The following is a 12,935-nucleotide window of genomic DNA, read 5'->3' on the forward strand; positions in this document are numbered from 1 at the left end:
CATGGGCATCGAGTACGAGAGCATCGTCGACCACCCGATCGACGAGGTGTTCGCCTGGCACACCCGGCCGGGCGCCATGCCCCGGCTGGTGCCCCCGTGGCAGCCGATGACGGTGGTCGCCGAGACGCCGTCGCTGGCGGACGGGCAGGCGGTGCTGGGCCTGCCCGGCGGGCTGCGCTGGATCGCCCAGCACGACCCGGCCGGGTACGACCCGCCGTACCGGTTCGTCGACGCCCTGTCGTCGCGGGGGGTGATGTCGCTGCCGCCACGGGTGATCGGCTGGTGGCGGCACACCCACGACTTCGCCGACGCCGGTGCCGGCCGCACCCTGGTACGCGACCGCGTCGACACGACCGTGCCGGCAGCGATGCTGCGGTCGACCTTCGTCTACCGGCACCGCCAACTGGCCGACGACCTGGCCTCCCACCGGGACGCCGCCGCGGCCGGGCGCGGGCCACTCGTCGTCGCCGTCACCGGTGCGTCCGGATTGGTCGGCGCGGCGCTGACCGCGATGCTGACCAGCGGTGGGCACCGGGTCATCCGGCTCGTGCGGGGGGCCCCGAAGGGCCCGGACGAGCGGCGATGGGATCCGCAGCACCCGGCGGCGGACCTGCTGACCGGTGTGGACGCCGTGGTGCACCTGGCGGGTGCCTCCATCGCCGGCCGGTTCACCGCGTCGCACAAGGCCGCGATCCGTGACAGCCGCATCGAGCCCACCCGCCGGCTCGCGGAGCTGGCCGCCGCAGGCGGACCGCGCATCTTCGTCAGCGCCTCGGCGATCGGGTTCTACGGCTATGACCGCGGAGATGAGGTGCTGGACGAGGACAGCAGCCAGGGCACCGGTTTCCTGGCCGACGTCGTCGCGGACTGGGAGACCGCCACCGGGCCGGCGGCCGACGCGGGAGCGCGGGTGGTCACCGTGCGCACCGGAATCGTGCAGGCCGCCGCGGGCGGGACGCTGCGGCTGTTCCGGCCGCTGTTCGGCGCCGGGCTGGGCGGCCGGCTGGGCACCGGGCGGCAGTGGCTGTCGTGGATCGGGCTCGACGACCTGCTCGATGTGTACTACCACGCGCTGTGGGACGAGCGGATGAGCGGGCCGGTCAACGCAGTCGCGCCGGAGCCGGTGCGCAACGCCGACTACACCAGAACGCTGGCGGCGGTGCTGCACCGGCCGGCCGTGCTGCCCGTCCCGTCAGCCGGCCCGCGGCTGCTGCTGGGCGCGCAGGGCGCCCGTGAACTGGCCGAGGCCGACCAACGGGTGGCGCCGGCGAAACTGCTCTCACTGGGCCACCGTTTCCGCCAGCCCCACCTCGCGGATGCGCTCGCCCATCAGCTCGGACAGGGCACCCCCCCGACGTAGGACAGGAACGCGTCGACCAGTCCGCGGATTCGGGTGGCCGCATCGCCTTCGAGTTCCTTTGTGCGGGTGAGCAGTTCGTCGTGGTCGAGGCCGAAGGCGAGGGCTTCGCCGTCGCGGTCGTCGGCCAGCCAGTCGGTCAGCAGACCGTGGTCGAGCTCGGGGTGGAACTGCAGCGCGAGGCAGCGGTCGAGCAGGAACGCCTGCGACGCGCCGGCCGTCCTGGCGATCTCCACCGCGCCCGGCGGGACCGTCCACCGGTCGAAATGCCACTGGAACCACGGACCCGTCGAGACGAGGTCGGGCCGGTCGGTGCCGATGTCGTACCACCCGATCTCCGGTGCCGGTGCGCGCCCGACCGTCCCGCCGAACGCCTGGGCGAGGATCTGCCCGCCGAAGCACACACCGAGCAGCGCCACGCCCGCCTCGGCCGCCTCGCGCAGCATCGCCATCTCGGCGCCGACCCAGGTGCGGCGCAGCGCGTCGTCGTACACCGGCCACCGCGCACCCAGGGGCACGATCACGTCGTAGCCGGTGGGGTCGGGGAACACGACGTCGACGGCGGGGTTGGCGGCCCGCTCCGGTGGCACGACGGTGAAGGTGTCGACGTCGTAACCGGCGTCGACGAACGCCTCACCCAGCAGTGCCTCGGTGGCGACGGGATCGTTGTACAGGAACAGGACTCGGGATGTCACCCGGTCATTATCACCGCGGTACCGGTGGCGCGTCGTCCGGAGCGAGTTCGGCGGCGATCCGGGAGAACAGCGTCTGTGCGGCGTTGGTGTAGTTCCCCTGGGCGTCGAACGCCTCGGGGGCGAAGGTGACGGCGACGGCGATCGCGAGCTTGCGTGCGGGCAGATACGCCTCGAGACCCCCGTACCCGGAGAACATCGGGTTCTGCAGCAACCAGTCCCCGGAGATCACGATGCCGATCCCGTAGGTGTAGCGGTCGGTCATCGGCATGCAGGTGGGGCATCCGGGCTGGGCCCGGGTGCGGCCCCGCAGGTCGGTCGACACCATGCGGCGGTAGGAGTCCGGGGAGAGCAGCTTGCCGGATCCGATGCCGACGGCGGTGGCCTCCAGATCGGCGATGGTGGCGGTCTGGATGGCGCCGTGCGTGATGGTCCACGACGGATTCCAGTACGTCGACTCCTCGTAAAAGCTTGTGCCGTCCGGTATTCGGAGCGCCTGCCGGCGTTCGGAGGTGTACGCGTGCAGCGCCGGTTCGGGGATCTCGGCGGTCAGCGAGGCGCGGGTACCGGTCAGCCCGAGCGGTCGGAGGACCTTCTCGTCGAGCAGGTCGGTCATGGAGCGGCCGGTGGCCTTCTCCAGCGCCAGCCCGAGTAGGACGTAGTTGGTGTGGGCGTAGCTCCAGTTGGTGCCCGGTTCGTACTGCAGCGGCTTGTGCACCGCGAAGTCGAGCAGGTCGTCGGTCGTGTAGGCCCGGAACGGGTCGGCGTATGCCGCGTCGGCGAACGCGTCGTTGCCGAGCACGTAATCGTGGTAGCCCGACGTCATCTGCGCCAGCTGACCCAGTGTCACGCGGTCGGCGTGCGGTACGTCGGGCAGCCAGCGCGAAAGCCGGTCGTCGAGGCTCACGGTGCCGTCCTCGGCGAGCAGCAGCAGCAGCGTCGCGACGTAGGAGATCGCGACCGCGCCGTTGCGGAAGTGCATGTCGGCGGTGGCGGGCACGCCGGTCATCGATTCGCCGACGGCGCGGGTGACGATCTCGTCACCGTCCTCGGTGACCCGCACGATCGCCGCCTTCAGGTGGGCGTCGGCCATGGTGTCGTTCACTATCCGCATCACCGCGTCGGCCCGCGGATCGGGGCCAGGGTCGGGGGGATCGGCCGTCGTGCACGCGGTCACCAGCAGCAGCACCGCGAGTGTGCCGACGATGCGGCGGGGGTCAGGCATGGTCGATACTAGCGAGATGGCGGACGTGTCCGACTGGTTCCTGACCGCGGACGAGCGCGGCAACCCGGATACGACGCTGCCCGCGTGGTGTGCGGGCAATCGGGTCGAGCCGCTCGTCCACGGTGCGACGTACTTCGACCGCCTCGCCACCGAGGTCGAGGCGTTGCGGGACGGGGATCACGTGTTCTTCACCGACTGGCGCGGCGATCCCGACGAGAAGTTGCGCGACGACGGGCCGACGATTCGCGAATTGTTCTGTCGCGCAGCCGAACGCGGTGTGGTGGTCAAGGGTCTGGTGTGGCGGTCGCATCTGGACAAGCTGGCCTACAGCGAGGAGGAGAACCGCCATCTCGGCGAGCACATCGAGGAGGCCGGCGGGGAGGTGCTGCTCGATCAGCGGGTCAGGATCGGCGGTTCGCACCATCAGAAGCTGGTGGTGATCCGCCATCCCGGCGCCCCGGAGCGGGATGTGGCGTTCGCCGGGGGCATCGACCTGTGCCACTCGCGTCGCGACGACGCATCGCACCGCGGGGACCCGCAGGCGGTGCAGATGAGTAAGCAGTACGGCGACCGGCCGCCGTGGCACGACGTGCAGTTGCAGTTGCGCGGTCCGGTGGTCGGTGCGCTGGACACGACGTTCCGGGAGCGATGGAACGACCCGGCGTCGCTGGACATGCTCAACCCGCTGGCGTGGCTGCGGGACAAGTTCGGCGGCGCGGACATGACCGCCGACCCGCTGCCCGAGCAGCCGCCCGACCCACCGGCGTGCGGCCCGCACAACGTTCAGGTGTTGCGCACGTACCCGGATGCGCATTTCGCCTACGACTTCGCCCCGCACGGTGAACGCAGCATCGCCCGTGCCTACAGCAAGGCGGTGCCGCGCGCCCGCCGGCTGATCTATCTGGAGGACCAGTATCTGTGGTCCAAGCGGGTGGCCGCGCTGTTCGCCCGCGCGCTGCGCGCCAACCCGGATCTACATCTGGTCGCCGTGGTACCGCGACATCCCGACGTGGACGGCCGACTTGCCCTGCCGCCCAATCAGGTCGGTCGGTGGCAGGCGATCGCGACCTGCCGGGAGGCGGCACCGCAGCGGGTGCACGTGTTCGACGTCGAGAACCACGAGGGCACACCGGTGTACGTGCACGCGAAGGTCTGCGTGATCGACGACGTGTGGGCGTGCTCGGGCAGTGACAACTTCAACCGGCGGTCCTGGACCCACGACAGCGAGTTGTCGTGCGCGGTCCTCGACGACGAGGGTGTCTTCGCGCGTGACCTGCGGCTGCGGTTGATGCGTGAACACCTCGACCGCGCAGACGATCAGGGGCTCGTCGACCCGTCCGACGCGGTACGTGAAATCGTGTCGGCCGCAGACGATTTGGATGCATGGTACGAAGGCGGACGGGTCGGTCCCCGGCCGCCGGGACGGTTGCGGCCGCATCGGACCGAACAGCTGGGGCGGTTGACGCGGCTGTGGGCCGCACCGGTGTACCGGATGGTGTACGACCCGGACGGCCGATCGTACCGGGCGCGCATACGCGGGAAATGGTGATCAGTGTCCGGCGTCGAAGGCCAGCGGTAACGTCGCCGGGCCGCTGATGCCGGTGAGCGGTTTCCAGCGTTCGGGTGCGGTGCGGCGCGGATGCGGCATCCTCCGGGTGAGCACCGTGAGCGCCTCCACCAGTTCTGTCCGGGCCAGGTGCGAGCCGAGGCAGTAGTGCACGCCGCCGCCGAAGGTGAGCATCGCGGTGGCGCCCTCCCTCGTGACGTCGAGCCGGTCGGGGTCCTCGAACGCCGCCGGGTCACGGTTGGCGGCCGCGATGTTGACGATGACCAGTTCGCCTGCGGGGACCCGCAGTCCGGGAAGTTCGACGTCTTCGCGCGCGGTGCGGATGGTGGTGAAGATGACCGGACAGAACCTCATCAGTTCGTCCACGGCGCGCGGGATCAGCGCGGGGTTCGCGGCCAGCAGCCCCCACTGGTCGGGGTGGTCGCACAGGACGCCGACGGCCGCCGCGAGTTGATTGCGCGTCGTATCGGTGCCCGCCATCAGCAGTCCTCCGGCGAGCATCAGGAGCTCGTCGTGGGTGAGGCGGTCGCCGTCGACCTCGGCCCGGATGAGGTCGGAGAACAGATCGTCGGTGAGATCATCGCGGCGCGCTCGCACGAGGGCGTCGTTGTACGCGTCGAGTTCGGACCACGCACGTTCGATGTCGTCGGCGTCCTCGGCGACGTTCCAGTTGAAGATCTTGAAGATGTCGTCGGCCCACGCGGAGAACCGGGCCCAGTCCCGTGCCGGAGCGCCGAGCAGGGCGCAGATGATCGGGATGGGGTAGGGCCGCGCGATGTCGGCGACCACGTCGACCGTGCCGCCCGCGGTGTGCGGGTCGACGAGGTCGTTGATGACCTGGACGCAGGTGTCGCGCAGGCGCGAAGACGCCTTCGGCGTGAACGCCTTGCACACCAGCCGGCGCAGACGGTGGTGATCCTCGCCGTCGAGGCTGAGCAGGCCGGCGACGACGCGATCCCATACGGGTCCGGACGTGACGCCCTGGGTGGCCAGAGCCAGACCCCTCGGGGTCGCGAACCGGTCGTCGCGCAGCACTGTGCGCGCAAGCTCGTAGGTCAGGACCTCGGGCCCGTGTGCGCCGAGTGCGACCGGCGCCCGCTCGCGCGCTGCCGCGAGGATGCGGTGCGCCTCCTCCGGATCGTCCTCGTTCTCGTAGTCGACCGTCGGCAACCCCACGTCGAGTGTTGTCATGCTCTGTTTGTCCCTCAAGATCAGTCACGAGCGCATCGGCCGAACGGTTGAGATTGTGAGCCACCGACCTCAGTCGGCGCGCTCGGGCATTTACCGCGCAGGTTTGCTGTCATTGCGCATCGGGTAGAACGCTGCCCGTCGGGGAAGCAAATTGGGAGGGGTCCCATGTCCGTTTCCTTCACCATCACGCGACGACTGCGACGCGTACCACTGGCCGTGCTGGCCGTGGCCGGCCTCGTCGGCGGCATGTGCTGGTCCGCGCCGAGCGCGCAGGCGTTCTACATCCACAACCACGCGGCCGTCACACGCGCTGCGCTTCCGCCGGATCAGGTCAACGAGATCGCCATCCTGCAGATCCTCAACGGGCCGCCGCCCGGCGGTGGCGCCATGGGAAGCGATGCATTCGCCACCGATCAGTGGCGTCACATCGACAACGCGAAGAACCCGGGCGACATCTGTGCCCGCGCCCAACAGGCGTGGAGCACCCTCTCGCCGGTCATCCTGCGCGGGTCGCAGCCGGTCGGGCCGGGCGCCAACGCGCTCAGGGACGGTCCCGGTGCCCGTGCCGCGTTCGGCGGTCTGATGCACGCCCAGCAGGACTTCTACTCCCACTCCAACTGGGTCGAGACCAACATCGCGGCCGGCCAACCGGAGCGGCCGGCTCCCGCACTCTTCCCGGCCTGCAATCCGAGTGCCTTCCCGGCCGACCTGCACACCGGGTACTTCAACGCCCTGTACTCGGCACAGTTCCCGCTCGACGGTTGCCCGCCCGCGGGACCGCCGCCCGGTTTTCAGGAGTGCCACGCGGTGTTGAACAAGGACGGACCCAACACCGCGCGCGGCGGTCAGCCGGTTCCCGGCACCTCGATGAACATGTACGACCTCGCGGCGAGGCTGTCGACCGCCACGAGCGCCGACCTCTACCGCCACGTGCGTGGTCTCATCGCCAGCACGGTGTCGGCGCAGAATCCCGGCGTCGACGGCGAGTGCATCGCGTCCAAGTTCTTCCGCCCAGATCTGCTGGGGCCGTGCGCCAAGTTCGTCAGCCCGTTCGGCGGGCCCGGGTTCATGCCGCGCTGACCCGGTAACGCCGTTCTGGCCGCCCCGCCCCGTACTGCAACCGCAACTCCAGCGCGCCGGTACTCAAATAGTGCTCCAGGTAGCGGCGTGCGCTCACCCGCGAGATGCCCACCAGCTCAGCGCATTCCGTCGCCGACACCTCGCCGGCTCGCTGCACTGCGTCGAGGACCAGCCGCCCGGTCTCGATGCCCAGACCCTTGGGCAGCACTTCGTTGCCGCTGGGCCGGCCGAACAGCGAGTCGATCAGCGACTGATCGGCGCCGGTCGCGGATTCCAGGGCGTCGGCGCGGGCCGCGAACGCCTCCAGCTTGGCGCGCAACTGGGCGAACTCGAACGGTTTGATCAGATAGTCCGCCGCGCCGCCGTCGAGCGCCGCACGGACGGTGTCGAGTTCCCGCGCGGCGGTGATCATGATGACCCCGACGCCGTCCCCGCCCGACCGCAACCGCTGCAGCACCTCGAGGCCCGTCATATCCGGCAGGTAGACGTCCAGCAGAATCAGGTGCGGTGCGAGTTCCCGTGCGGCGGTGAGTGCTTCAGCGCCCGTTCGGGCAACCCCGACCGCCCGGAACCCGTCCACCCTTTCGACGAACCGGCGGTGGATGTCGGCGACCATGAAATCGTCGTCGACCACCAGCACGTCACGCATGCGCAGCCACCCGGCTGGGCGGCAACCGCACGGTGAACACTGCGCCACCGTCTGCGCGGTCGGAGACGTCCACCACGCCGCCGTGCTGGGCGGTGACCAGCCGGACCAGTGCCAGGCCGATCCCGCGACCGCCCGGCGACTCGGGTTTCGAGGTCACCCCGCGGGCGAAGATCTCTTCCCGGAGATGTTCGGGCACACCGGGTCCGGTGTCGGCGACGGTGATCGACAGCCCGTCGGCGTCGTCGATGCGCACGCTCACCCGCGCCGCCCCCGAACCCACGGATACGTCGACCGCGTTGTCGATCAGGTTGCCCAGCAGGGTGATCACGTCGGTCGCCGCCGCCGGATCCAATGCGCCGAGATGCGAATCCGGGTCGAGCCACAGCGTCACCCCGCTCTCGGCGGCCAGCGTGGTCTTCGCGATCAGCAGCGCCGCGACCGCGGGGTCGGCGATCCGGCGGGTCACCGCGTCGCTGATCTCCGCACGCCGGCGCGTCAACTCGCCGATGAGATCCCGCACCGCGTCGTATTCGCCCAGCTGAACCAGCCCCGAGATGGTGTGCAACTGGTTGGCGAATTCGTGCGTCTGCGCGCGCAACGTGTCGGTGACGCTCTTGTGTGACGACAACTGTGCCTGCAGAGCGGCCAGTTCGGTGCTGTCACGCATCGTGGTCACCGTACCGATCCACTCACCCCCGCTCGAGGCGGTGCGCCGGTTGAGCGCCAACACCCGGGTGCGGGTGGCGATCACGACGTCGCGGCCGTCCTCACCGGAGAGCAGGAATTCGACCACCGCCGGATCGAGCCCCGCCGCATCGGCGCGCCGGCCCACCGCCGCCCCCGAGAGTCCGAGCAACTCCTGGGCGCTGTCGTTGAGCAGGGTGATGACACCGTCGGTGTTCACGGCCACCACACCCTCACGGATGCTGTGCAGCAACGCTTCCCGGTGATCCGCCAGCCCGGCTATCTCGGCCACCTCCAGGCCCCGGGTGTGTCGCTTGATCCGCCGCGACAGCAGCCACGAGGCCACCAGCCCCAGTGCCGCGGCCAGTCCGAGGTAGAGCACGAGCCGTTCACCGGCCACGCTGAGCAGTTGCCACACCGACGGATACGGTTCGCTGACCGACGCGATCGCCAGCACCTCACCCCGGTTGGTCAGCACCGGCACGTGCCCGATCAAGCTGTGCACACCGTCGATGTCGTCGTCGCCGTACCAGGCCCGGCCCTCGTCGGCGCGGGTGACGCTCAGGTCCACCCGGTTACCGACGCGCGACGGATCCGACGACACCAGCACCGTGCCGTCCGCAGCGACGATCTCCGCCAGCGCCGCACCTGAGAGCGCCACCGCCCGATCCACCTCCGGCGCCAGTACCCGCGCGGCGAACGGATCGGCCAAGCGGTCCCGCACGATCGGGGTGGACGCGACGTTCTCGGCGACCGCGATCATGCGTTGGCTGCGCGTATCCCGGAACTCCCGGGTGGACTGCGCGATCGAGACCGCCGCCACGGCCGGCAGCACCACCGCCACCACCAGCAGCTGGAACACCAGGAACCGTCCGGCCAGGCTGCGGGCACCGAATCCGCGCACCGTCGCGGACCATCGTGAACTCAACGACCAAAACGTCCTTTGCTTCCGAATGAGTGACTCACGTCACTTTCCGGGTCCAGTATGACCACCGTGAGACGAAACCTGCGGGCGCTGGCCGTGATCGTGCTGGCTGTGGTGCTGCTGACCGCGTGCGGGGTGACCCGCGGCAACGAGTCCGAGGGTCTGCACCGGCTGCGGATGATGGTGCCCAACAGCCCCGGCGGTGGCTACGACCTGACCGCCCGCACGGCGGTGAAGATCATGGAGGACGACGACATCACGGGCCGCGTCGAGGTGTTCAACGTGATCGGCGCGGGCGGCACCGTCGCGATGGCCCGGCTGATGAACGAGCGCGGGAACGACGACCTCATGATGACGATGGGCCTCGGCGTGGTCGGTGCGACCTACACCAACGGCTCCAACATCAAGGCCTCCGACGCCACCGCGCTGGCCAAGCTCATCGAGGACCCGGGCGCGATCTTCGTCCCCGCCGACTCACCGTTGAAGACGGTCGGTGACTTCGTCGAGGCGTGGAAGGCCGATCCGGCCAACGTGACCATCGGCGGCGGATCGTCGCCGGGCGGCCCGGACCACCTGTTCCCGATGGAACTCGCCGAAGTCGTCGGCGTGGATCCCAAGAACGTCAACTTCATCACCTACGACGGTGGCGGTGACCTGCTGACCGCGCTGCTGGGCAAGAAGATCACCGCGGGGACGTCGAGTCCCGGTGAGCTGATCGATCAGATCGAGGCCGGCCAGCTCCGCGTGCTGGCCGTGTCCAGCGACGAACGGGTGGAGGGTATCGATGCGCCCACCCTCAAGGAGTCCGGCATCGATCTGACGTTCGCCAACTGGCGCGGAGTCCTCGCGCCGCCCGGCATCTCCGACGATGCCAAACAGGCGATGATCTCCGCGCTCGAGGAACTCCACGGCACCGAGCAGTGGAAGGAGGCGCTGACCAAGAACGGCTGGACCGACGCCTTCGTCACCGGTGCGGCGTTCGAGCAGTTCCTCGTCGAACAGGACAACCGGGTCTCGTCGACCCTGACCGAATTGGGGCTGGTATGACCACCACCGACAAACCGGCCCGCGTCGACCGGGCGCAGTACCTGATCTGCGCCGTGCTGGTCGCCGTCGGCGCGTTCCTGATCGTCGACGCGCTGCGCCTGACCGCCGGATTCGCCAAGGTCGACCCGGTGGGTCCCAGGGCCTTCCCGATCGTCGTCGGGGCGGTGCTGATCGTGCTGGCGGTGATCCTGGCGATCGCGATCCCGCGCGGGTCGGTGGGGGAGGCCGACGCCGGCGAGGACGTCGACCCGGAGGCGCCGAGCGACTGGCGCACCGTAGGCCTGCTCGTCGGGCTGTTCGTCGCCGTCATCCTGCTCGTGCAGCCACTCGGCTGGGTGATCACCGGCACCCTGCTGTTCGCCGGAGCGGTGGCCGTGCTGGGCAACCGCCACTGGGTGCGCAACATCGCGATCGGGCTGGCGCTGTCGCTGGCGAGTTTCTACGCGTTCTACTCCGGGCTCGGAATCCCGCTGCCCGCAGGCATTCTCGACGGGATCCTGTAGATGAACAATTTCGACTGGCTGATGCAGGGCTTCGCGGAGGCCGCGACGCCGATGAACCTGCTCTACGCGGTCATCGGCGTGCTGCTGGGCACCGCGGTCGGTGTGCTGCCGGGGATCGGCCCCGCGATGACGGTGGCGCTGCTGCTGCCGGTCACCTACAACGTCAGCCCGAGCGCGGCGTTCATCATGTTCGCCGGCATCTTCTACGGCGGCATGTACGGCGGATCGACCACCTCGATCCTGCTGAACACCCCCGGTGAATCGTCGTCGGTGATCACCGCGATCGAGGGCAACAAGATGGCCAAGGCCGGCCGGGCCGCCCAGGCGCTGGCCACCGCCGCGATCGGCTCGTTCGTCGCCGGTGCGATCGGCACTGCGCTGCTCGCGGCCTTCGCACCCCCGATCAGCAGGTTCGCGGTCACGCTCGGCGCGCCGTCGTACCTGGCGATCATGGTGTTCGCGCTGGTCGCGGTCACCGCGGTGCTCGGCGCCTCGAAGCTGCGCGGGGCGATCTCGCTGTTTCTCGGCCTGGCCATCGGGGTGGTGGGCATCGACTTCCTCACCGGCCAACCGCGGGCCACCTTCGGGCTACCGCAGCTGTCCGACGGTATCGACATCGTGGTGATCGCCGTCGCCGTGTTCGCCGTCGGCGAGGCGTTGTGGGTGGCCGCCCACCTGCGGCGGCGCCCCGCGGAGGTGATCCCGGTGGGCCGGCCGTGGATGGGTCGCGACGACTTTCGCCGGTCATGGAAGCCCTGGCTGCGCGGCACCGCCTACGGCTTCCCGTTCGGTGCGCTGCCCGCCGGCGGCGCCGAACTGCCGACGTTCCTGTCCTACATCACCGAGAAGAAGCTCGCGAAACGCACGGGGCACGATGTGGAGTTCGGCAAGGGCGCGATCGAGGGCGTGGCCGGACCGGAGGCGGCCAACAACGCGTCGGCGGCGGGCACGCTGGTGCCGATGCTGTCGCTCGGCCTGCCCACCAACGCCACCGCGGCGGTCATCCTGACCGCCTTCGTGTCCTACGGAATCCAGCCCGGTCCAACGCTTTTCGAGAAGGAGCCGTTGCTGATCTGGACGCTGATCGCCAGCCTGTTCATCGGCAACCTGCTGCTGTTGGTGCTCAACCTGCCGCTGGCCCCGCTGTGGGCGAAACTGCTGCGCACACCGCGGCCGTACCTGTACGCCGGCATCCTGTTCTTCGCCACGCTGGGTGCTCTGGCCGTCAACATCCAACCGCTGGACCTGGCGCTGCTGTTGGTGTTCGGACTGCTCGGGTTGATGATGCGCCGCTTCGGCCTCCCGGTGCTGCCGTTGATCATCGGGGTCATCCTCGGGCCGCGGATCGAACGCCAACTGCGGCAGAGCCTTCAACTCGGCGGCGGCGACTGGACGAGCCTGTTCACCGAACCGGTCGCGATCGTCGTCTACGTGTTGATGGCGCTGTTACTGCTGGCCCCGTTGGTGCTCAAGCTCTTTCACCGTAGCGAGGACACTCTGCTCATCGTGGAGGACGATGTGGACCAACAGGAGAAGGCGGCACGGACATGATCACCGACGAGCGCTCGCGCGAGGAGACGGCATGATCACCGACGAGCGCTCGCGCGAGGAGACGGCATGATTGTCGTCGGATACACCGCGGACCGGTTCGGTGAGGTGGCGGTCGAACACGGGATCACCGAGGCCAACCGCCGCGGCACCGGACTGCTGGTGGTCAATTCCACCGCAGGCGACTCCTACGTCGACGCCGCGTTCGCCCAGTCCAAGGACGTCAGCGGACTCGAGGCGCAACTCGCCGACTGCGGGGTGCCGTACGAGGTGCAGCAACCCGTCGGTGTCTATGCCGCGGATGCGTTGCTCGCCGCGATGGAGCGCGACGATGCCGAACTGCTGGTGATCGGCCTGCGTCACCGCAGCCCGGTGGGGAAGCTGTTGCTGGGCAGCGTATCCCAGCAGGTGCTGCTGGAATGCCCGAAACCGGTGCTGGCCGTCAAACCGGACGAGGGCTGATCCGG

12 protein-coding genes are annotated in these 12,935 nt (G+C 69.5%); 7 read left to right on the forward strand and 5 right to left on the reverse strand.

The window, feature by feature from the left end; translation table 11 throughout:
- Position 1: 1 nt before the first annotated feature.
- Complete coding sequence (locus tag G6N49_RS06725) at positions 2-1,360, forward strand: TIGR01777 family oxidoreductase (protein WP_011560628.1); 1,359 nt, start codon at positions 2-4, stop codon at positions 1,358-1,360.
- Here G6N49_RS06725 and G6N49_RS06730 read toward each other — a convergent pair.
- Both G6N49_RS06730 and G6N49_RS06735 read right to left on the reverse strand, forming a co-directional pair.
- Positions 1,330-2,052 (reverse strand): type 1 glutamine amidotransferase, encoded by a 723-nt coding sequence (locus G6N49_RS06730; protein WP_011560627.1) that lies wholly within the window; start codon positions 2,050-2,052, stop codon positions 1,330-1,332. The genes G6N49_RS06725 and G6N49_RS06730 overlap by 31 nt on opposite strands.
- A gap of 10 nt (positions 2,053-2,062) precedes the next feature.
- Positions 2,063-3,274 (reverse strand): serine hydrolase domain-containing protein, encoded by a 1,212-nt coding sequence (locus G6N49_RS06735; protein WP_011768283.1) that lies wholly within the window; start codon positions 3,272-3,274, stop codon positions 2,063-2,065.
- 16 nt (positions 3,275-3,290) lie between these two features.
- On the opposite strand from G6N49_RS06735, the gene G6N49_RS06740 reads away from it, so the two are divergent.
- On the forward strand, positions 3,291-4,823 hold the full coding sequence (locus G6N49_RS06740; protein WP_083045067.1) for a phospholipase D family protein: 1,533 nt from the start codon (positions 3,291-3,293) through the stop codon (positions 4,821-4,823).
- Here the strand turns inward: G6N49_RS06740 and G6N49_RS06745 are convergent, their stop codons facing one another.
- Positions 4,824-6,032, reverse strand: a complete 1,209-nt coding sequence (locus G6N49_RS06745) for a cytochrome P450 (RefSeq protein WP_011856036.1) — start codon at positions 6,030-6,032, stop codon at positions 4,824-4,826.
- A 165-nt stretch (positions 6,033-6,197) separates the two neighbouring features.
- Between G6N49_RS06745 and G6N49_RS06750 the strand changes: the two genes are divergently transcribed.
- A complete protein-coding gene (locus tag G6N49_RS06750; RefSeq protein WP_011560623.1) occupies positions 6,198-7,112 on the forward strand; it encodes a hypothetical protein in 915 nt (304 codons plus the stop codon).
- Here the strand turns inward: G6N49_RS06750 and G6N49_RS06755 are convergent.
- Positions 7,099-7,761 carry a response regulator gene (locus G6N49_RS06755; RefSeq protein WP_011560622.1) on the reverse strand — a complete coding sequence of 221 codons (663 nt, stop codon included), beginning with the start codon at positions 7,759-7,761 and terminating at the stop codon, positions 7,099-7,101. The two genes, G6N49_RS06750 and G6N49_RS06755, sit on opposite strands and share 14 nt — an antisense overlap.
- Entirely contained in the window at positions 7,754-9,373 is a 1,620-nt protein-coding gene (locus tag G6N49_RS06760; protein ID WP_083045068.1) for a sensor histidine kinase, read from the reverse strand. Before G6N49_RS06760 ends, G6N49_RS06755 begins: the two co-directional genes overlap by 8 nt.
- Positions 9,374-9,430: 57 nt before the next feature.
- Here G6N49_RS06760 and G6N49_RS06765 point away from each other — a divergent pair, with 57 nt between their 5' ends.
- From G6N49_RS06765 to G6N49_RS06780, 4 genes are all read left to right on the forward strand, one after another.
- A complete protein-coding gene (locus G6N49_RS06765) occupies positions 9,431-10,417 on the forward strand; it encodes a Bug family tripartite tricarboxylate transporter substrate binding protein (RefSeq protein WP_083045069.1) in 987 nt (328 codons plus the stop codon).
- Positions 10,414-10,920 carry a tripartite tricarboxylate transporter TctB family protein gene (locus tag G6N49_RS06770; RefSeq protein ID WP_011856031.1) on the forward strand — a complete coding sequence of 169 codons (507 nt, stop codon included), beginning with the start codon at positions 10,414-10,416 and terminating at the stop codon, positions 10,918-10,920. The genes G6N49_RS06765 and G6N49_RS06770 overlap by 4 nt, the downstream gene beginning before the upstream one ends.
- Entirely contained in the window at positions 10,921-12,471 is a 1,551-nt protein-coding gene (locus G6N49_RS06775) for a tripartite tricarboxylate transporter permease (protein ID WP_011856030.1), read from the forward strand. It abuts the gene before it with no gap.
- Positions 12,472-12,537: 66 nt separating this feature from the next.
- The gene (locus tag G6N49_RS06780; protein WP_083045070.1) at positions 12,538-12,930 is read left to right on the forward strand and encodes a universal stress protein; all 393 of its coding nucleotides are present in this window, start codon (positions 12,538-12,540) and stop codon (positions 12,928-12,930) included.
- Positions 12,931-12,935: the final 5 nt, after the last annotated feature.

Origin of the sequence: Mycolicibacterium monacense, assembly GCF_010731575.1 — a bacterium.
GTDB lineage: Bacteria > Actinomycetota > Actinomycetes > Mycobacteriales > Mycobacteriaceae > Mycobacterium > Mycobacterium monacense.